At 57.3% G+C, this 17,506-nt stretch carries 24 protein-coding genes; 6 read left to right on the top strand and 18 right to left on the bottom strand.

Annotation, left to right across the window (positions count from 1 at the left end):
• Positions 1-3: 3 nt before the first annotated feature.
• The 12 genes from CLV97_RS12310 to CLV97_RS12255 form a co-directional block, all read right to left on the bottom strand.
• A complete protein-coding gene (locus tag CLV97_RS12310; RefSeq protein WP_106345825.1) occupies positions 4-402 on the bottom strand; it encodes an Asp23/Gls24 family envelope stress response protein in 399 nt (132 codons plus the stop codon).
• Complete coding sequence (gene accC, locus CLV97_RS12305) at positions 395-1,762, bottom strand: acetyl-CoA carboxylase biotin carboxylase subunit (protein WP_211295744.1); 1,368 nt, start codon at positions 1,760-1,762, stop codon at positions 395-397. The genes CLV97_RS12310 and accC overlap by 8 nt, the downstream gene beginning before the upstream one ends.
• Before the next feature lie 17 nt (positions 1,763-1,779).
• Positions 1,780-2,280, bottom strand: coding sequence for an acetyl-CoA carboxylase biotin carboxyl carrier protein (accB, locus tag CLV97_RS12300; RefSeq protein WP_106345855.1), 501 nt, complete (start codon positions 2,278-2,280; stop codon positions 1,780-1,782).
• A gap of 157 nt (positions 2,281-2,437) precedes the next feature.
• Complete coding sequence (locus CLV97_RS12295; RefSeq protein WP_106345823.1) at positions 2,438-2,977, bottom strand: SpoIIIAH-like family protein; 540 nt, start codon at positions 2,975-2,977, stop codon at positions 2,438-2,440.
• Between the two features lie 31 nt (positions 2,978-3,008).
• A complete protein-coding gene (spoIIIAG, locus tag CLV97_RS12290) occupies positions 3,009-3,641 on the bottom strand; it encodes a stage III sporulation protein AG (protein WP_245891528.1) in 633 nt (210 codons plus the stop codon).
• 12 nt (positions 3,642-3,653) lie between these two features.
• Positions 3,654-4,292, bottom strand: coding sequence for a stage III sporulation protein AF (gene spoIIIAF, locus CLV97_RS12285; RefSeq protein WP_170070503.1), 639 nt, complete (start codon positions 4,290-4,292; stop codon positions 3,654-3,656).
• A 12-nt stretch (positions 4,293-4,304) separates the two neighbouring features.
• Positions 4,305-5,495 carry a stage III sporulation protein AE gene (gene spoIIIAE / locus CLV97_RS12280; RefSeq protein WP_245891526.1) on the bottom strand — a complete coding sequence of 397 codons (1,191 nt, stop codon included), beginning with the start codon at positions 5,493-5,495 and terminating at the stop codon, positions 4,305-4,307.
• Positions 5,496-5,507: 12 nt separating this feature from the next.
• Positions 5,508-5,897 carry a stage III sporulation protein AD gene (spoIIIAD, locus tag CLV97_RS12275; protein ID WP_106345821.1) on the bottom strand — a complete coding sequence of 130 codons (390 nt, stop codon included), beginning with the start codon at positions 5,895-5,897 and terminating at the stop codon, positions 5,508-5,510.
• Positions 5,898-5,913: 16 nt separating this feature from the next.
• On the bottom strand, positions 5,914-6,120 hold the full coding sequence (spoIIIAC, locus tag CLV97_RS12270; protein ID WP_106345820.1) for a stage III sporulation protein AC: 207 nt from the start codon (positions 6,118-6,120) through the stop codon (positions 5,914-5,916).
• 24 nt (positions 6,121-6,144) lie between these two features.
• Positions 6,145-6,663 (bottom strand): stage III sporulation protein SpoIIIAB, encoded by a 519-nt coding sequence (gene spoIIIAB, locus CLV97_RS12265; protein ID WP_106345819.1) that lies wholly within the window; start codon positions 6,661-6,663, stop codon positions 6,145-6,147.
• Entirely contained in the window at positions 6,657-7,625 is a 969-nt protein-coding gene (gene spoIIIAA / locus CLV97_RS12260; RefSeq protein WP_106345818.1) for a stage III sporulation protein AA, read from the bottom strand. Before spoIIIAA ends, spoIIIAB begins: the two co-directional genes overlap by 7 nt.
• A gap of 153 nt (positions 7,626-7,778) precedes the next feature.
• Positions 7,779-8,240, bottom strand: a complete 462-nt coding sequence (locus CLV97_RS12255; RefSeq protein ID WP_106345817.1) for a CD1247 N-terminal domain-containing protein — start codon at positions 8,238-8,240, stop codon at positions 7,779-7,781.
• Between the two features lie 129 nt (positions 8,241-8,369).
• Here CLV97_RS12255 and CLV97_RS12250 point away from each other — a divergent pair, with 129 nt between their 5' ends.
• The 3 genes from CLV97_RS12250 (at position 8,370) to CLV97_RS12240 (ending at position 11,064) form a co-directional block, all read left to right on the top strand.
• Positions 8,370-9,638: an MFS transporter gene (locus tag CLV97_RS12250; protein WP_245891524.1), complete on the top strand. Its 1,269-nt coding sequence runs from the start codon at positions 8,370-8,372 to the stop codon at positions 9,636-9,638.
• An 86-nt stretch (positions 9,639-9,724) separates the two neighbouring features.
• The gene (gene comA / locus CLV97_RS12245; RefSeq protein WP_106345816.1) at positions 9,725-10,549 is read left to right on the top strand and encodes a phosphosulfolactate synthase; all 825 of its coding nucleotides are present in this window, start codon (positions 9,725-9,727) and stop codon (positions 10,547-10,549) included.
• A 56-nt stretch (positions 10,550-10,605) separates the two neighbouring features.
• A complete protein-coding gene (locus CLV97_RS12240) occupies positions 10,606-11,064 on the top strand; it encodes a DUF441 domain-containing protein (RefSeq protein ID WP_106345815.1) in 459 nt (152 codons plus the stop codon).
• A 78-nt stretch (positions 11,065-11,142) separates the two neighbouring features.
• On the opposite strand, the gene efp is transcribed toward CLV97_RS12240, so the two are convergent.
• Genes efp through aroQ form a run of 3 tightly spaced genes read right to left on the bottom strand, consistent with a single transcriptional unit; the run spans position 11,143 to position 13,250 of the window.
• Positions 11,143-11,700 (bottom strand): elongation factor P, encoded by a 558-nt coding sequence (gene efp / locus CLV97_RS12235; RefSeq protein WP_106345814.1) that lies wholly within the window; start codon positions 11,698-11,700, stop codon positions 11,143-11,145.
• 25 nt (positions 11,701-11,725) lie between these two features.
• Complete coding sequence (locus CLV97_RS12230) at positions 11,726-12,796, bottom strand: M24 family metallopeptidase (RefSeq protein WP_106345813.1); 1,071 nt, start codon at positions 12,794-12,796, stop codon at positions 11,726-11,728.
• A complete protein-coding gene (gene aroQ / locus CLV97_RS12225) occupies positions 12,756-13,250 on the bottom strand; it encodes a type II 3-dehydroquinate dehydratase (RefSeq protein ID WP_106345851.1) in 495 nt (164 codons plus the stop codon). Before aroQ ends, CLV97_RS12230 begins: the two co-directional genes overlap by 41 nt.
• A gap of 185 nt (positions 13,251-13,435) precedes the next feature.
• Here aroQ and CLV97_RS12220 point away from each other — a divergent pair, with 185 nt between their 5' ends.
• From CLV97_RS12220 to CLV97_RS12210, 3 genes are all read left to right on the top strand, one after another.
• Complete coding sequence (locus CLV97_RS12220) at positions 13,436-14,428, top strand: DUF1385 domain-containing protein (protein ID WP_106345812.1); 993 nt, start codon at positions 13,436-13,438, stop codon at positions 14,426-14,428.
• A 10-nt stretch (positions 14,429-14,438) separates the two neighbouring features.
• Positions 14,439-14,753, top strand: a complete 315-nt coding sequence (locus tag CLV97_RS12215) for a hypothetical protein (protein WP_106345811.1) — start codon at positions 14,439-14,441, stop codon at positions 14,751-14,753.
• Between the two features lie 216 nt (positions 14,754-14,969).
• Positions 14,970-15,164 carry a hypothetical protein gene (locus CLV97_RS12210; protein ID WP_146130484.1) on the top strand — a complete coding sequence of 65 codons (195 nt, stop codon included), beginning with the start codon at positions 14,970-14,972 and terminating at the stop codon, positions 15,162-15,164.
• Positions 15,165-15,413: 249 nt separating this feature from the next.
• Here the strand turns inward: CLV97_RS12210 and CLV97_RS12205 are convergent, their stop codons facing one another.
• The 3 genes from CLV97_RS12205 to mntR all read right to left on the bottom strand — a co-directional run bounded on the left by CLV97_RS12205 (position 15,414) and on the right by mntR (position 17,285).
• Complete coding sequence (locus tag CLV97_RS12205) at positions 15,414-15,806, bottom strand: protease complex subunit PrcB family protein (protein ID WP_170070502.1); 393 nt, start codon at positions 15,804-15,806, stop codon at positions 15,414-15,416.
• Positions 15,796-16,773, bottom strand: a complete 978-nt coding sequence (locus CLV97_RS12200; protein WP_106345808.1) for a patatin-like phospholipase family protein — start codon at positions 16,771-16,773, stop codon at positions 15,796-15,798. Before CLV97_RS12200 ends, CLV97_RS12205 begins: the two co-directional genes overlap by 11 nt.
• A gap of 74 nt (positions 16,774-16,847) precedes the next feature.
• On the bottom strand, positions 16,848-17,285 hold the full coding sequence (gene mntR / locus CLV97_RS12195) for a transcriptional regulator MntR (RefSeq protein WP_106345807.1): 438 nt from the start codon (positions 17,283-17,285) through the stop codon (positions 16,848-16,850).
• Positions 17,286-17,506: the final 221 nt, after the last annotated feature.

Genomic DNA, 17,506 nt, shown 5'->3' with positions numbered 1-17,506 from the left:
CCGTTACTTCACCCGTTGCGTCGCCTCGACCGTGTTCGTCTTCTCGGGAAACTTGACCGCTTCCACACGGACATTGACGCTTTCAACGCGCAGTCCCGTCATCGTCTCCACCGCGTTTTTCACTTGTTCCTGAACCGCTTTCCCCACATCCGGAATGTAGGATCCGTATTTGACGAGAATGGCCACCTCGATCGACAGCCCCTCCTCAAATTCCACGCGAATCCCCTGCCGCGGGTTTTTCCGGCCGAGAAACTGGCTGATGTCGTCAACGACACCTCCGCTCATGCCGGCAACGCCGTCCACTTGGACGACGGCCAAACCCGCGATGATCTGAATCACTTCCGGAGCAATCTCGACTTTCCCCAAGTCGGTTGACTGATACTCGACATCCCAGTTACTCATTTCCGCTCGTTCGCTCCTCATCGAGATTGGTAGTTTCCAGGAATTGAATATGGACATCCCCTTCCAAGAACTTCGGGTGATTCAAGAGCTTCAGGTGGAAGGGAATCGTCGTTTTTACGCCCTCAATGGCGAACTCGTTCAGGGCTCGGATCATCCGACGGATCGCCTCATCCCGGTCCTTGCCCCAGACAATCACCTTCGCGATCATCGAATCGTAATAGGGCGGGATGCGATAACCGCCGTAGGCGGCACTGTCGATGCGAACGCCGGCTCCTCCCGGAGGAAGGTAAAACTGGATCGTCCCCGGGGAAGGCATGAAGTTCCGGTCGGGATCCTCGGCGTTGATGCGGCACTCGATGGCCCATCCATCCAGCCTCACATCCTCCTGGCGGATGGAGAGGGGTTCTCCCGCCGCCACCCGGATCTGCTCCTTCACCAAATCCACCCCGGTGATCCATTCCGTCACGGGGTGCTCCACCTGGATCCGCGTGTTCATTTCCATAAAATAAAAATTCCCGTCGCGATCCAGCAAAAACTCCACCGTTCCGGCGCCGGAATAATTCACCGCCTTGGCAGCGGCGACGGCGGCCTGCCCCATCTTCTCCCTCAACTCCGGGGTGAGAGCGGGAGAAGGGGCCTCTTCGATCAGCTTCTGATACCTTCGCTGAATGGAACAATCGCGCTCTCCCAGATGGATCACATTTCCGTGTTGGTCGGCCAAAACCTGAATCTCCACGTGTCTCGGACGAGACAAAAACTTTTCGAGGTATACCCCGGGATTGCCGAAGTTGGCTTCGGCTTCCTGCTGTGCCATCCGGATGGTGCGTCTCAGTTCATCTTCGCTGTGAACGACGCGCATCCCTTTTCCGCCGCCTCCGGCGGTGGCCTTGACCATCACCGGGTAACCGATCGATGCCGCCGTCTCCAGCGCGACATCCAGGTCTTCAATCACGCCTTCGGTCCCCGGCACCACCGGTACCCCGGCCTTTTTCATGGTTTCCCGGGCGGTCGTCTTGTCTCCCATCTTGCTGATCGCATCCGGATGCGGGCCGATGAAGGTGATGCCGCAAGCGGCGCAGAGCTCGGCAAAATCGGCATTTTCCGCCAAGAAACCGTATCCGGGGTGGACGGCGTCCGCTCCGATCAGGGTAGCGGTGCTGATCAGGTTGGTCATGTTCAGGTAACTGTCCCGGGATGGAGCGGGGCCGATGCAGTACGCCTCATCGGCCAGTTTCACATGCAGTGAATCTTGGTCAGCTTCGGAATAGACGGCAGCCGTGGCAATTCCCAACTCGCGGCAGGCTCGGATCACGCGAACCGCAATCTCTCCACGGTTGGCGATGAGCACCTTTTTAAACAAACGGCTTCCTCCCGCGCTCATTCGGTCTTCACCAGGAACAGGGGCTGACCGTATTCCACGAGCTGACCATTTTCCACCAGGATCTCGACGATTTCGCCGCGCACTTCCGCCTCGATTTCGTTCATCAGCTTCATCGCTTCAATGATGCAGACCACGGTCTTTTCGTCCACCCGGTCGCCGACCTGAACGTAGGGATCGGCATCCGGTGCGGGCGCCCGATAAAAGGTCCCCACCATCGGAGAGACGATCTTATGTAATTGGGCGTCATCCTCCGCCTTGACCTCGGCCGCCTTCGGCTCGGGGGCGGCGGCAGTCTGCGGCGACGGAGTCGGTGCGGGCTCGGTTACAGCCGGCTTCGGCGCCGCTTCCACCTTTTCCGGAGCAGGCTGAGGCGTCACGGCAACGGGCTGTTCCTTCGCGCCCTTCTTTATCACCAGTTTCGCGCCGTCTTTTTCCATCTGGAATTCGTCGATTCTCGATTCATCAATCAAACGGATCAGTTCGCGCAGTTCATGCATTCGGAACGGCACGAGCTTCACTCCTCTCACTTTTCAAGCGGTGACGATTTTATCATACATGTTTTTAGCCCCGCTTGGCCACCCCTTCCCTCCATTTTAACCTGGAATGAAAAGAAAAAACCCTCCGGGTGCGGAGGGCGAGAAAGCGCCGAGAGCGTCACGGGCGGTATGCGACGGATACCTGCGTCGCGGGAACGTCCATGTGTTTTTTCACCAGGCTGATCAACTTGACCACCTGGGAATGGGTAAGCTTCTCGCTCTGGACGATCACATCCACGTGTTTGTCTCCCGAGATCACCACCGCGTCGCGAAATCCTTCGTTCCGGATCAGCTCTTCCAATACGGATTCCGTTTTATCCACCTTCATCAGCTGGTCGATCTTGCGCTGTGCCTCCTCCAATTCCTCCTTCGACGACTTGGGATTGGTCAAGATATTCATGTATTCTTCCGTCATCTTGGAGCGAAGGTTGTTACGCTGCAGCTGGTATCCCACGAAATAGTCGCTGCCCGCATTCTGGATGTCGTCCTTTGAATCGGCCTCTTCCGTTTTGAGATCCACCTGCACCTCATTCTCCTTGGACGGCTGACCGGCCTGCTCGACCGGTTCCACGGGTCCCGTGACAATGTAATAGGCGGACAGGACCACCATCAGCGTGAGCATCGTCACCAGCCAGACCGTCTGTTTGTTCATCGTCATCCTGCATCCCTCCCGTCATGGGTTGAAATCGCTATCCTTTCGGCAGCACGGAGATTCGATGAACGGGCACGTCCAACACCCGTTGCACCGCTTCGATAATCAGCGCTCTCCTCTTCAAATCCTCCGCCCCCTCCGCAACGATCAACACGCCGCGCACCCGGGGCTTGATCCGCTTGACCACAATCGGCTTTTCCCCGTCATCCGTCCGGTGAAGGACGACCTTGTCCTCCACGGTGTGCTCGTTGATCTTCCGCGTGCCGCCTTTCTTGTCGCTCTCTTCCGTCACCTGCTGCGTTTCCCGCCTGTCCTTTTCCACCACCGTCTCCTCGGAGGACTCCAGATTGACCATCACCGACACGTTCTCCACGCCGACAATCTTCCCCAGGACATCCCTCAGTTGGGATTCGTACATCTCCTCATAGTCCTGCATGGTCATGTCCTTGTTTCCGAAGGCCGCGGCAGGGACCGAACCCTCCTTCGAGTCCGCCGAAGAGTATGAATTGCCCGGCACCTCCTGCTCAACGGAAAAGAAGGAGGACAAGATCATCAGCGCGGCACCCAGGCAGCCGATCAGAATCAACCAGCGGAAGGTGTTCACCCTTTTGGCTCCCTGTTCGCCACCTCCCCACATTTTCTCCAGCCGGTCAAACAGCCCTTTGAACACCGGTACCCCTCCTCAGGAAGCATCCTCCCAGGCCACATGCACCTGTTCGGGTGACAATTCCCATTTCTGCTGCAGATAACTGGCGATCCGGGAGGGCGCCCGGGGAGAGGGGGAATCCCGCTCCGCGGAAGCGGGCTGATCGGGACCGATGACCACGGGTTCCACCGGTTGAACGGGCATCACTTCACCCCCTTCCCCTTCGTTCCGCCGAGGGGAAATCACCAGCCGAACCCGTTGGATGGCGGGAGATTCCTTTTCCCCGGCCTGGGAGACGGACACTTCGCTCCTTACAACCCTCACGTCAAATTGCCTTTCCACATCCTGTTTGATCGACTCCGCCAACTTCTGCTGCACCTGAGAAAGAACCAACTGTTCCTGGGTTTTTTGAAGGGCTTCCCCTTCCCGGCGGATGGTGCTCAAGTCGGTGACGTTCCCCTCCGGCACCCCTTGACTTTCCGCGGTGAAGGATGCGAGATCCAAATTCTTGTCCAACAGAGAGAAAATCGGATTTAAAATCGCCAAGATGATCAACAATCCCATCACCAGCTTCACATAGCGCTCCATCGAGTGATTGGGAAGAAGGAGATCGAAAAAGGTGGCGACGAGCACCAACAGGATGATCTGTTTGAGCCATCCGCCGACGAATTCCATCATTTCCCTCACCTACCGGATCATCACCGAGATGTTCCCGGCCGCTACGATAATGGTGACCGCCAGGAAGAACATCAGCCCGACGGTGGCCAACGCCCCGAAAATGTACATCAGGGTTTTCCCGATGATGTTCAGGCAATCGATGATCGGGCCGCTCCCGAGGGGCTGCATCACCGCTGCCGAAAAGTTGTAGATGATGGCAAGGGAAATGATTTTCAGTGCCGGAAAGGCGCTGATAAACAGCAAAATCAACACCCCCGCCATTCCCACCGCATTTTTCACCAGCAGAGAGGCGCCCACCACCGTGTCCGCCGCGTCGGAAAACATCCGCCCCACAACCGGAACAAAATTTCCCGTCAGGTATTTCGCCGTACGGATGGTCACCCCGTCGGTGACCGCCGCCGTCGCCCCCTGGATGGAGATGATGCCCAGAAAGATGGTCAAAAGCCCTCCCAACAGCGCCACGCTCACCCTCCGAAACAGATCGGCCAACTGGTTCAACTTGTATTTTTCCGAAAGGCAGCTGACGATGCCGAGCACCGCCGAAAAGAACAGGAGCGGAAAAATCACGGTGTAGATCAGTGTTCCGACAATGTGGATCATGAAAACGATCAGGGGGTGAAACATGGCCACGGAACCGAAATTGCCCATGGACGCGAGCAGCGTCAACACCAGCGGAATCAGCGCCAGCATGAAGTGGATCATCCGCTCGATGGCCGTTTTGGCCGACTCGACAGCCACGGAAAAACTGTCCACCGCGAGGATGATGATCACCATGAACACGACGGCAAAGGCCACTCGGCTCACCTGATTGTGCTGAAAGGCGGTGGAAAGGAGCTGTAGGATCATGCTCAATACGGTGAGGACGATCACCGTGCCGAGCAGCTTTCCGCTGTAAAGGATCTCGTGGAAAAAGTACCGGGCCAAAGCCGTCAGCGTTCCCTCCAGGGAAAAACCGCCCTCCGGGGAAAGGACCGCGTCAAAAAGGTTCCCTTTTTCTCCCCCCGGCATATACCGGCCGTACTCCTGCTTCAGGTCCCGCCAAAAAGACTCCAGCGGTTCCGTGTCCAGCTGCTCCAGCTGGGTCCGCACCAATTGGTCGCTGACGGAGGAATCCGGCTGGTTTTCGGCGGCGGCGCAGAAAATCGGCGCCATCAGGAAGATCACCATCATAAGCCCGATCCGCTTCAGGGACCGTTCCATGGGCAACCATCCTCACGATGGAAGGATTTTGATGATCGTCTCGATGATCATCATCACAATGGGAATCGCCATCACCATGATCAGCACTTTTCCGGCCATCTCAATTTTGGAAGCGATGGAGCCCTGCCCCGCGTCCCGCGTCACCTGTGCGCCGAATTCGGCGATGTAGGCGATGCCGATGATCTTCAGCACCGTCTCGAGAAAGGTCGTCTTCACACCCGCCTGGGTGGCCAGCTGTTCCAGGGTTCGGATCACATCGGCCAACTTGCCTGCAAGGGAGATAAAAATGACAATCCCGGCGAAGGTGGCGAGCAAAAAGGCGAAGACGGGTTTTTGTTCCTTGATGACCAGGATGAGAAAGGTGGCGATCAAACCGAGGCCGACCACCTGGATGATTTCCAAGGGGATCGCCCCCTTCTCACGACTTGAACAGGAAAACGTTTTTGATCGTCTGGAACAGATCCTCCACCATCGTGGCCACCATGAACAAGACCACGATAAACCCGATCAGCGTCACCCATTGGGCATAATCTTCCTTGCCCATCTGCTTGAGGACCGTGTGCATCATGGCGACGATGATCCCGATTCCGGCGATTTGAAAGACAGCGTCCACATTGAACGACATCGGTGACCCCCCGGTCGTAAAAGGCTAGATCATCAGAATGACGAGGAGCGCTCCGGCAAGAAACCCCAGGGTCTTGCACATCTTTTCGTAACGCACCTGCTCGTCCCTGGCATGATTCTCCTCCACCTTCAGATTGGCGATCGCCATCCTCAGATGCTGCAGTTGATCCTGGCGGTCGGACAGACCCAAGGTCTTGCCGAAATCAATCATCACTTCCCGCTCGGGCACGCCCATCGCCGTACGCGGCCACGTCTCCTCCACGGCCTTTTTCCAACACTGGTACGTGGATGCTCCATCGAGGGTCTCCAGATATCGGACGCAGGAGGAAAAGAGGGAAGCGACCGGGTCCCGCTCCCGTTTCCCGATCAACCGAAAGGCTTCCACCAGCGTGCGGGATCCGTAGGCGATATCCGTCTCCAACAGGGACAGGGACTGGCGGAGCTGTCGGATTTGCCTGGGGCGTTCGGCATAACGGCGGGCCATGCGAAATCCGGTCATGGTGGTGGAAATCAGGATCAAAACGGCTCCGATCAACTTCAGCATGGTGAACGGACCATCTCCATCCGTCCGACCCGTCGAAAGGACCGATCGAACACGCCTTCCACCGTGCCGGGACCGCGACGCCGGCTCAGCAATACATACCGGCCGAACACCCCGTCCCGCGCAAGAGCGGAAATCGTGGGCCTTCGGCACACCTCTTCCAAGGTGCGGCCGTGGGCTGTGGTAAACACTTGCACCCCGGCATGAACCGCCTCGTACACCGCCTCCCCGTCCTCCCTGCGACCGATCTCATCCACCACCAGAATGTCCGGCGACATGGAACGGATCATCATCATCATCCCTTCCGCTTTCGGGCATCCGTCCAACACATCCGTTCGGGGGCCGACATCATGCTGGGGAATTCCCTGCACGCACCCGGCCAGCTCCGATCGCTCATCCACAATCCCCACCTTTAGGGGGGAGAGGCCCTTGTCCCCGGTGCTGACGATCCGCGCCAGATCCCGGAGCAGAGTGGTCTTCCCGCATTGCGGCGGCGAAACGATGAGCACGTTCTCCGCCCGCCCTCCTTGAAAGAGGTAAGGGATGAGATCGCCCGCCACCCCGGGGATCTGTCGTGCGATCCGGACGTTGAATCCGGTGATGTCCCTCAGGTGTTTCACCCTCCCCCCTTCGACGACCACTTTCCCGGCCAACCCGATCCGGTGTCCACCTTCGATGGTGACGTATCCCCTCCTCAGCTCCTCTTCCAGCGCATACAGGGAATGGTTGCTGATCAGATTCAGCATCTTCCGGCAATCTTCCCCGGAAGGCCGGTACGCATCCCGGGGATCCCGGGTAAGCCCGCCCTTCGGAGTGACAAACCGGGACTTTTCCGTCGTGATGATCTCCAGAGGGCGATCCTGCCGCACTCGGATTTCCTCCAGCCGGCTCTTCACCTCCGCCGGCAGGGATTCCATCAAGTTCCGGATGGACAGCGGAAGCACGCCGAGCACTCGGTGAACCATGGGGAAGCCTCCTGTCCACTCGGTTTACCTCATACTTATTGCCCGTCCCGGTGCAATATGACCAAGCCAACAAAAAAGAGCGGCCAAGCCGCTCCGATTTTTCCGCAAGGGGGATAATCCCTTCAGGACCGATTGTGACGATTGAAGCACTGCTCAATTGATCCGCGGGGGCTCCATCTCCTCCTTCGCGTATTCTCCGTTTGCAGGAACCTTCCGCTGCCCTTCTTCGTCCCGGTTGACCAGGAGCACCGTGCGGCAGTCGGGACAAATCACTTCCTCCACGGAATCATCATCCAACACCTTCTCGTCAACCCATACATCCTCCCGGCACTCCGGACACTCCACCTTCAGATATCCGGCATCTTCCTCCTGCAAATCTTCCTCATCGTACACGGTCATTTCCAAATCATTCAGGTCCTCGTCGATCGCCTCCACGTACTCCTCCAACTCCTCCTGCCTTCGGCTCAACTGTTCCGTTTCCTCCATCCACTCATCGAGAAGCTGGATGAGGCGCTGGAACGCCCGGAGGCTCAACCGATGATCCCGCTCTTCTCCTTCGGTCATCCCCTTGAGATAGGACAACTCCCGTCGCAGGCGCTCAAATGATGTTGCCATGACTGCATCCCTCCTGTTTGCAAACTTCACCGTTATTGTCGCCCGAGGACCCTTCCCGAATACCCCTGATACAAAAAGCCGTTTTGGATACCCTAAGGGGAGCACCACCAACGGAGTGAGGTGAACCCCTTGTTTCAACAAGAACGGACGGAGGAGAACCGCCGAGGCTTTTGGGTTGTCCTCCTCACACTGAGCACCATCCCCTTGCTCATGGTCCTCGGCAATTCCATGCTGATTCCCGTCCTGCCTGCGATCCGATCGGAGCTGAACATTTCCCAACTTCAGGTAAGCCTCTTGATCACGCTGTTTTCCATCCCCGCCGGAGTGGTCATCCCCATTTCCGGCATCCTCTCAGATCGTTTCGGGCGAAAAAAAGTGATCATCCCCAGCCTGCTGCTGTATGGTGCGGGGGGAGTTCTGGCGGGGTTTGCCTCCACTGCGGGCTCGTACATGACCATGCTGGCGGGACGAATCCTTCAGGGTATCGGGGCGGCCGGCACCGCTCCCATCGCCATGGCCCTGGTCAGCGACCTGTACCGCGGGGAAAAGCGGAGCAAGGCCCTGGGAATCCTGGAAGCCTCCAACGGCATGGGAAAAGTGCTCAGCCCCATCCTCGGCGCGCTGCTCGCCCTCATCGTTTGGTACGCGGTTTATTTCGCCTTCCCCGTCCTCATCGTCCCCGCGGCCGCCGCCCTGTGGATTTTCGTGAAGGAACCCGAAAGAACCTATCAGGTTCCCCCGATTGCCCAATATCGGAAACACCTGAAGAAAATATGGAAAAGACAGGGGAAGTGGTTGCTCGTCGCCTTTTTGGCCGGAGCGGTCACGCTTTTCATCCTGTTCGGCGTCCTTTTCTACCTGTCGGACATCCTGGAAGCCAAATACCGGGTCGACGGGATTCTGAAAGGGCTGATCCTGGCCATCCCCCTGTTGGCCATGAGCTCCACCTCGTACTGGACGGGGGGACACATCCGCCAAAAGACGCGACGGATGAGATTTTTCATCAGTGGCGGATTGTTCGCCATCTCCCTGGCGATGGCGGTCATCCCCTTTTTCACCAATACCTATGTGCTCCTGGGACTCCTCGTGCTGATCGGAATCGGCAGCGGACTGGTCCTTCCCAGCCTCAACACCCTCATCACTTCCGCCGTCGGAGCCGATGAACGGGGAATCGTCACCTCCCTGTACGGCAGCGTCCGCTTCTTGGGGGTGGCGATCGGTCCCCCGATCTTCGGAGTATTGGAAAACCAGCGCCTTCTGCTGTTCCTGGGGGCCAGCGCCTTGGCCGCCCTGTCGGGCGTTCTCGCCCTGAAAACCATCCGTCAGACGGGCCTTCTCCGGGGAAAGGGCGGACAAACCCGCGTCCTCCTTCGCAAAAGAGGGTTGCAACCCACTTGATTCTCTGGGCACCCGCCGAGCGCTTCCGCATAACATGAAAACAGAAAACCGCGTTGGGGAAAGAAACAGGAAGCGAGGGAAGACCGATGGAACGGAACACGGGAACTGTTTGGGATCCCAGGCTTACGGATCCCACCCTGAGCCGGCGGGGCAAGCCGCGCAGCAAAGGATTGACCATGGTGCTGGACAAGGGCTTGGGACTGTCCGCCTTTCTCGATCTGCTGGAGATGTCCTCCGAATACATCGATTGGATCAAACTGGGATTTGGCACCGCCGGGCTCACCCCCGCCCCCCTTTTGACCCGGAAGATCGAGCTGGCTCGCGCCTTCGGGGTGTTCCTCTACCCGGGAGGCACCTTTTTTGAAGTCGCCCGGAGCCAAAACCAATGGATTGCCTACCTGGACACCCTCCGGGAATTGGGATTTGAATGGATCGAAATTTCCGACGGAACCATCTCACTGACCCCCACGGAGCGGAGCCGGATCATCCGGACGGCCAAAGCAAAGGGGTTTCAGGTGATCACGGAGGTCGGCAAAAAGCAGTCGGGATCCGTCATCCCGGACGATCTCCTCGTCGAAACCTACATCCGGGACCGGGAGGACGGGGCTTCCTACGTCATCGTGGAGGGGAGGGAATCGGGAGAAAACGTCGGAATCTACGATCCCAAAGGGGACATGGACGAAGATTTTGTTCTCCGCATCCGGGAACGGATCGATACAAGCCGCCTGATCTGGGAAGCTCCGAAGAAATCCCAGCAGGCGCATCTCATGCACCTCCTGGGCCCGGGCGTCAACTTGGGGAACATTCCTTCACAGGAAGTGCTCGCCGTCGAATCCCTCCGCCGCGGGCTACGCTCGGATACCTTTCAGTTCGGCATGCAAAAGGAGGAGGTTGAACTGCTGGAAGGCTAATAATTTGTCCCCTCCGAACATAATGTGGTAGCAAACACATCGGACAGGGGATGCCCATGAATCCGGATCTGTTCCTCGTCATCCTCATCGTCATCGGATTGGTCGGACGGTCTCCCATCATTTCCACCGCCGCCAGCCTTTTGTTGATCCTGAAATTGACCCACCTGGAACGCTATTTTCCCGCCGTGGAAAGGCGCGGTTTGGAATTGGGGTTGTTGTTTCTCACCATCGCCGTCCTGGTCCCCTTTGCCACCGGGCGGATTTCCGTCAAGGAGATCACCTCCATGTTCACCTCTCTTCCCGGGATCCTGGCCATCATCGGGGGAATGCTGGCCACCTACATGAACGGAAAGGGATTGGATCTTTTGAAGATGGATCCCCAACTGATCATCGGGCTGGTGATCGGGTCCATCATCGGGATCGTCATGCTGAGGGGAATTCCCGTCGGCCCACTGATGGCCGCGGGAATCACCGCCTTTTTGCTCAAAGTGCTCAACTGGATATGGTCCAGATGAGCATGCAATCATCCTAAATCCGTCAGATACGCACAAGAGGGAGTGCGCCTGTGGCACACTCCCTCTTGTGATGTTCCTCTAGGCCCGGGAGACGTACTCTCCGCTCCGGGTGTCGATGATCAGCCGATCTCCCTCCTGGACGAACAGAGGAACCTGGACAACCAATCCCGTCTCCAGCTTGGCAGGCTTGCTGCCGCCCGTCGCCGTGTCCCCCTTGATGCCGGGTTCGGTCTCCACCACTTCCAGCTCGACGGTGTTGGGCAGCTGAACCCCGATGGTGTCCCCCTTGTAGATAACCAGGTTGACGTTCATGTTTTCCTTGAGAAATTTGACTTCCCGCTCCAGCCGCTCCCTCGGCAGGCTGACCTGCTCGTAGGTTTCGTTGTCCATGAAGGTGTATTCGCCGCCGCTTTCATACAGATACTGCATCTGCCGCGTCTCCACGTGGGCGCGGGGAACCTTTTCTCCCGCCCGGAAGGTCTTCTCCTGGATGTTTCCGTTGCGGAGGTTGCGCAACTTCGAGCGGACAAAGGCGGCTCCTTTTCCGGGCTTCACATGTTGAAACTCCATCACTTGCCAGACGTCCCCGTCCAGTTCGATGGTCAATCCCACGCGAAAATCATTGGTTGAGATCATGATTCATCCTCCTTGCTCTCTGTCCCTATTGGATCACGATGAGATGTTTCGGACTCTGCGTCAACACTTCGCACCCGTCCTCCGTCACGATCACGTCATCCTCGATGCGGACGCCCCCGAAATCGGGAAGGTAAATTCCCGGTTCCACCGTAACCACCATTCCCGGCTGCAAAATCTCCTCCCCCCTCGGGGAAAGCCGCGGCGCCTCGTGGACTTCCATTCCCAGGCCGTGGCCGGTTCCGTGACCAAAGTAATCGGCATATCCGTGATCCTTGATCCGGTCCCTGGCCACCCGGTCCGCCTCCTTTCCGGTCATGCCGGGACGGATCGCATCGACGGCGGCCTGCTGTGCCTCCCTGACCACTTCGTAGATCTTTCGCTGCTGGTCGTTCGGCTCTCCCAACACCACCGTCCGGGTGATGTCCGAACAATAACCGCGATACGAGGCCCCGAAATCGAGGGTAACCAGGTCCCCCTTTTCCAACACACGGTCGCTGGCCACACCGTGGGGAAGGGCCGACCGGGGACCGGAAGCCACAATGATGGCAAAGGCGGAGCCGTCCGCCCCCATCTCCCGCATCATGAACTCGAGGCGCAGGGCGATCTCCCGTTCCGTCCGGCCGGGACGAAGCTCCTCCAGAATGCGGTCAAAGGCCCGATCGACGATTGCCGCCGCTTGCCTGATCACATCCAGTTCCTCTTCGTCCTTCACCGCCCGGAGGGACTCGACCATGCGGCTTGTGGGCACCGTTTCTCTGTCCCCCATGGACTTTCTTAGTCTTGCCACTTCCCCGTAGGTTAAATGATCCTGCTCAAAAGCCAGGGCCTTTAATCCGCGCTGCCGGCAGAGATCGGCGACGGCCTGAAAAATGTCGCCGTCATGGCGGTACGCCTCAAAATGAGGCGACTGCTGCCTCACCTGGGTCATATAACGAAAATCGGTGATCAGGAGCGCATCCTTTTCCGTGACAAGCGCCATTCCCGCCGTTCCGGCAAAGCCCGTTATGTAACGCCGGTTGATGGGATGACTGATCAACAAAGCCTCAAGGTCCTTTTCAGACATTTTCGCCCGCAGCCGGGCCAATCGTTCCTCCATCTGGATCCCCCCTCTGCAAGACGCCCAACCTCACTGCCACCGCGTACAGGGCAAGCTCGTATCCGAGCGGACCGAAGCCCACGATCTGCCCGTCACTGATCGGAGCGGTCACCGAATGGGACCGAAAGGTTTCCCGGGCATGCACATTGGACAGGTGGACTTCGACAAAGGGCACATTCACGGAAGCGAGTGCGTCCCGAATCGCGTAACTGTAATGGGTGAAAGCCCCCGGATTGATGATTATGTAATCGAAGGTGCCCTCGGCGGCGTGGATCCGGTCGATCAATTCCCCTTCATGGTTGGATTGAAAGCACTCCACTTTCAATCCCCAGGCCTTCGCCCGACTCCGGACCCGCTCATTCAACTCGTCCAGGGTGACCCGTCCGTATATGTCCGGTTCCCGCTTTCCCAATCGGTTCAGGTTGGGGCCGTTCAAGATGAGAATGCGAGCCACACGCCCCCCTCCTCTCGTTTCTGCCAGCCATTTTATCACAAAATCCCCTTCGAGAGGATCGCTTTTGTTCATCCTCTCCGCCTTTCGTCCGTTTTGTGTTAAAATGAGGGAGAGATTTGCATTTCAAGCAAACCCGCGGCGAGCTTCCCCCGGGTTCCAATCCTTTACCCAGTGGTGGTTGCGATATGAGCAAACCCGTGGCCTACGGCGGCCAAGCCGTGATCGAAGGCGTCATGTTCGGCGGACGCTACGTTCAAGTGACGGCAGTCCGGCGAAAGGACGGCCGGATTGAAACCTACGAAACCTTCAGCCGACCTTCCCCTCTCATTCGCGTTCTTCGCAGGATTCCCTTCGTCCGGGGGATGGTCGCCCTGATCGAAGCCGGCATATCGGGAGCGAAACACCTTCAATTCGCCTCCGAACGGTACGAACTGGATGAGGCTCCAGACCGTCCCGACGAGGAAAAGTCCTCATCCCCATCCCAGCTGGAGATGATTCTGGGCGTCGCCGTCGCCGGCGTGCTGTCCCTCTTGTTCGGCAAGATGCTGTTCACCGCCTTGCCCGCCTTTTTGGCCAGCATTCTGTTTGACCGATACATCAGCAACCTGATCGTCCAAAACCTGATTGAAGGCGGAATCAAGACCCTTTTGCTTCTGGGTTACCTGTTCCTCATTTCACAGGCACCGGCCATCAAGCGCCTGTTTCAGTATCACGGGGCCGAGCACAAGGTGATTAACGCCTACGAGGCAGGGGTAGAATTAACTGTAGACAACGTCCAACAGCGCTCCACCCTCCACTACCGATGCGGAAGCAGTTTCATCGTGCTCACGATCCTGATCGGGGTGGTCATCTATTCCTTCTTCAGCTACGAAAACGTCTGGGATCGGATTGCCACCCGCCTGCTGCTTTTGCCCATCGTCGTCGGATTGTCCTACGAGATGCTCAAATTTACCAACGCAGTGCGAGACATTCCCATACTCAACTACCTCGGCTATCCGGGACTGTGGCTTCAGAAATTGACCACCCGCGAGCCTCGGGACGATCAAGTGGAGGTGGCCATCGCCGCCTTTGAGCGCATGCGCATCCTGGACGATCAATACGCCGAAAAAGCCGCCGTCTCCTCCAAGGTTCCGATCGGAATGACCGGCTTGACCGGTGACGAACCCCTGGGGAAATGAGGTTGGTCGGATGTACGGTCGAAGGTGGAAAATCTGGCGCTATACCGTCTACGCGCTGATCGGGATCGGGCTGTTGAGTGTCTTCAGCCAAAAACCGGGGGGAATTCTCTTCCCCCTGCTGTTGGTGGGGATCATCTATTTCCTCTACAAACGTCCCCCGCGATGGCTGATGCGCTTGGTCTACCCGTCGCGCCCCCATTCGTCGAGAAGGCCCCAGCCCCTCAGCGGCAAACGGACAGCCAAAGGGAGGCCCCACCTCCGGGTGATCAAGGGAAAAGGCTCGAAGAACCCCGGAGAAAAAACGACCAAAACCAGCACCCATTGAAGGGAAGAGTGTGAAGTCTCCCTGAGACACCGCTGACAAGGAACCAAGTCAGCGGTTTTTTTATTGCCGAAAACCCGCTCAAAGGCAAGGCGTGCCCGTGTACCGTGCCCGTTGCGGAAATAGCACCAGGCGAAGGAAATAGGAAACAACTTGACAAAATAAAAATTGGAAAAAGGATACCCATCGCCATTGACCCGGCGGGTGATGCGAATGCCCTTGAAAACCAAAATGTTCATCGTGCGCGCCCTCGTGATCATCTCGGCTTTATCGGTTTTGGTGCTGGTGCTGACGACCTTTGACGACCCCGATACCACGGGCCGGATCTATATGTTGCTTTGGGTTTGCATTTTGCTGTTGCTCTATCACAACTCCCTCGCAAGGAGAATGAAAAACCGGGAGAAAAACGATTAGACGGGAAGAACCGGCGATTGCTTCCATGCCGACGAAGATCGGACTTCGGCCGGAGACCCGCCGATGTCCCGTCCCCGGCGTGTCGGAATCCCGGCCCAAAGCATAAAAAAACCTGTTGATGAAAAGGTCAACAGGGTTTTAGCTCTCGTTTGTCGAACCGCGGCAACCATCATTACTCAAGACGGCAGGGGATTTGCGGTAAACCAAAACTCTTAGACTCCCGCGCGAGGAGCGGAAACACACGCTTCCTCATTGAAGGGGGGCATCGGGATCTCGATCCGCCCCGAAGGGTTTTCCCGTCCCCTCTTCGATCACTTTGACGGTTTTCCGAACCTCTCCCAACAAATAGGGAACGAAGAGGACCTGAGGGTAAACTTTTCCGGGCTGAGGTCCCGATTCCTTGACAACGATCTCCCACCCCTGCTTGCCGGAACGGATCTGGGAAAGGGTCAACCGATAACCCGGATTCGGACGAACTCCCGCGGTGATGAGCAGATACTGCCGATCGTCGTATGTAAAAAGATGAGTCCCCCGCTTTGCCTTGGCGGAAGCGATCCAGCGGACAACGGGAGAAGGAAGTTTTTTCTCCTCGTCCCGGGTGATCAACTGGAATGGAGCCGGCTCCCTTCGTTTATCCTCCATGCTCCATAACATCTCCTTCACTTCTGGGCGCCGGACGCACCGTGTAACGGACCGGCGAAGAGCCGGAACGCATGGCCAAATAATCCGAAAATCTCCATTTGCTGAAAAAGGCTTCGGCGGCCTTCCGTCCCGCCTCGTACAACTCTTGCCGCTTCTCGCGGGAAATGTGGAAATCCGTCAAACCGACGCCCGTCGTCGGAACCTGAATGGTCCGCAGCCGGTCCTGCTCCTTGATGTGCCGGTTGTCATGGGCTTCCATCATCGTCAAAAACATCGCGCGAAACAGGGAAATCGGGCCGTGTATCTCGTGGGGTTGCCCCTCTGTTTCCGAAATGAGGCGAAAACCGAAAGTGGGCCAGCGGGGGCGTTCCCTGTCGAACAGCCAGACGGGAAAATTGCTCAACAAGCCCCCGTCCACAATGTAACTCACGCTTTTGGAAGGACGGTACAAAACTTTGGCCGGATCAAAAAAGTACGGAATGCTGCAACTCATCCGCACGGCGCGGGCCACCGTCAGCCGCTCGGCGGGGTATCCGTATTCCTCCAGGTCCTTCGGCAGCACCAGGAGCGCCCCCCGGCTGATGTCCGACGCGATGATGCGGAGATTTCGGTCCTTCAGATCGGCGAACGTTCGGACTCCTTTCTTCGCGAGCAACTTTCCGATCCACTGTTCCAGGGGGCGGCCGGAATAAAGCCCCTTCTTCACCAGCAATCGCGAAGCGGGACCCAGATACGGAATGTGGTGAACCCAGGTCTTGGAGAGAAATTGGCCAAAATCCTCTTCGATCATCAGCTCCGCCAGTTCGTCTCCCCGATAACCGGCAGCCAACAGCGATGCGATGATGGCCCCTGCCGAAGCTCCGGCCAGCTGCTTCCAGCCAAACCCCTTCTCCTCCGCCACCTGCAGCGCACCGACCAAAGCGACCGCCTTCACTCCACCGCCTTCAAACACGGCATCCGCCCACACGGGCAACCCCTCCCTGAATCTTACGAATCATCCCTCTCTTAAAAGCCTATGCGCCTCTTGGGGTGATTCACTCCTTACGGATTGACGTCCTCCTCCATTTCGCCCGCTTCCTTCAAAGCCCGCAACTCGGCGATCCGCTCCGGATTTTGCTGGAAATACTGAACCAGATATTCGATGCACGTGATCGAATCCCAGCTGAGATGGTGCTCAATCCCCTCAACATCATCGTAGATCAATTCCTCGCTGACACCGATGATCCGCAAAAATTCCTCCAACAGTTGGTGGCGGTCCACCAACCGCTTGCCCATTTTCCGCCCTTTGGGGGTCAGCACCAAACCCCGATACTTCTCATAGACCAGATATTTCCCCCGATCCAGCTTCTGAACCATTTTGGTTACGGAAGAGGGGTGAACCTCCAACGCTTCGGCGATGTCCGAGACCCTGGCATATCCCTTTTGATTGATCAGTTTGTAAATATTCTCCAAATAATCTTCCATGCTGGGCGTTGGCATGAAACTGACCCCCTGTCACTCGCGAACGATTTATGCGACTGTACGCCTTGAACAACGGTCCTGCTCTGGGTTTTTATTTTATCATAAAATAACCAAAGCTCACATCCGTTTTAACCAAAAAACCCGCCGGTCATTCCTTCGCTTGCAAAGTGAGAATGAATCGCATACAATACATTCGTCCATACGCATATTCCGAAAGTGATCCGAAAGGGGGGATTGGG

The organism is Planifilum fimeticola (genome assembly GCF_003001905.1).
In the GTDB taxonomy this organism is placed as follows: Bacteria; Bacillota; Bacilli; order Thermoactinomycetales; family DSM-44946; genus Planifilum; species Planifilum fimeticola.
The sequence above is the reverse complement of the archived record's forward strand: the minus strand, read 5'-3'. Positions and strand labels throughout refer to the sequence as shown.